This window comes from Microcystis sp. M53598_WE2 (genome assembly GCF_030067735.1).
Taxonomy (GTDB): domain Bacteria; phylum Cyanobacteriota; class Cyanobacteriia; order Cyanobacteriales; family Microcystaceae; genus Microcystis; species Microcystis aeruginosa.
This window is the reverse complement of sequence record NZ_JASJFE010000477.1, coordinates 1-1,372: the sequence shown is the minus strand read 5'-3', so window position 1 is coordinate 1,372 and position 1,372 is coordinate 1. Positions and strand designations below refer to the sequence as shown.

2 protein-coding genes are annotated in these 1,372 nt (G+C 49.1%); both read right to left on the bottom strand.

Annotation, left to right across the window (positions count from 1 at the left end; genetic code table 11):
- Window positions 1-207: 207 nt before the first annotated feature.
- On the bottom strand, window positions 208-507 hold the full coding sequence (locus PX636_RS09955; RefSeq protein ID WP_288116988.1) for a nucleotidyltransferase family protein: 300 nt from the start codon (window positions 505-507) through the stop codon (window positions 208-210).
- 226 nt (window positions 508-733) lie between these two features.
- Window positions 734-1,300 (bottom strand): PEP-CTERM sorting domain-containing protein, encoded by a 567-nt coding sequence (locus tag PX636_RS09950; protein WP_288116989.1) that lies wholly within the window; start codon window positions 1,298-1,300, stop codon window positions 734-736.
- Window positions 1,301-1,372: the final 72 nt, after the last annotated feature.

Below are 1,372 nucleotides of genomic sequence, written 5' to 3'. Positions count from 1 at the left end.
ATGGGGCGAAAGTCTGTGGACTCTGTGTAAGACAGTACATGGTTTTTTAACTGTGGTATGCGACGGTGGTGGAAGCAGAAACTTAAATCGTGAGGTTTAGGAATCGCCGCACTTTTAGGGCGGCGAGGATGTCAATTAGTCCTGTTTCTTTTCCTTCCATCACCGTAAGCCCTCCAAGCGATTTTTAACTCGAATAGAAGCGATCGATCACACATAGATGGCCTCTCGATCGATCCGTGCCTTGAGGTAAGGATTCAGGGAATCCCGATAGCGGATCACGTCCACTTCCCGTCCGAATAGGTTCTCTAGTTCGGCTTTCAGTCTGACTCTTTTAAGCAGATCGGGGGGCATATATACCACTATATCTATATCGCTCGTCGGGCGGGTTTCCTCTCTGGCTACCGAGCCGAAAATGCCGATTCGATTGATCGCGTATCGTTCCTCCAGTTCGGGTTTCAGGGTTCGTAAACGTTCCAATATCTCTTTGGCAGTGATTTTATCTACCATTTGATTTACTCCCTTTAGTTAATCGTGCGATCGATCTCTCGATCCTGATCAAAGACTAAAACGGGCTGCCACAATCGCACAACCCGTTCCCAATCAATTTAATTTTTAGTTAAGTAGGTAGGCGTTAAAAGTTGTCAGACACCCCCCTTGATAAGTAGGGTTGATTCATGAATCAACCCTACTATGAATCAACCCTAGGAGGGCAGCGGGGATCAGTCGGTCAAAATTACTTTTCTAGTTTCCGGCCTTTGCACAATAAACCCACCCCGGCAACGGAGAGTAAACCGAGAACCGTCGCTGGTTCGGGAACGGTGGTAGTGCCAGCCGGGGTCAGGGAATAATTGGCGAGAACGAAGAGTTCAGGAAGAGTAGAACCGTAGGCACTGCCGGAAGCGAACAGGTCGGTCGTGTTACCTACAATAGCGTTAGGGGGCAAAAAGCCGAATCCATCAATACAATTCGTCGTGTTACAAGCGACAAAATCCAGTCCCGCTCCGTCTAGGGATAGCACCGCCTGACCCGTTACAACAACACCAGCAAGAATGCTATCGAGATAAGAACCTATGAACGGGAGGGCAGGAGCGGGAGAGCCGTTAAAGGTGGTATTACTGATAGAACTGACGAATACCGTGTTGTTATCCAGTTGCAGGGTTCCGTCAACCGTTGCAGTGATGGTTCCTGCGCTGGAGGTGTAGGAAAAGTTAAAAGTTGCGGCGCTGGCAACTGGTGCGAGGGTGGCGGTGGCTACCGTGGCGAGGGCGACGGAATAGCAAAGGGAACTTTTGAGTGGCATAGAAGACATTGTGTAGCTAAATTCCCCCGAATTTTACCCCCCCCCCCGATTTTGTCAAGGTTTTTGTTATTT

Coding starts and splice junctions, on each gene's coding strand:
- PX636_RS09955 (WP_288116988.1), bottom strand. CDS start 507: ATGGTAGATAAAATCACTGCCAAAGAGATATTGGAACGTTTACGAACC.
- PX636_RS09950 (WP_288116989.1), bottom strand. CDS start 1,300: ATGCCACTCAAAAGTTCCCTTTGCTATTCCGTCGCCCTCGCCACGGTA.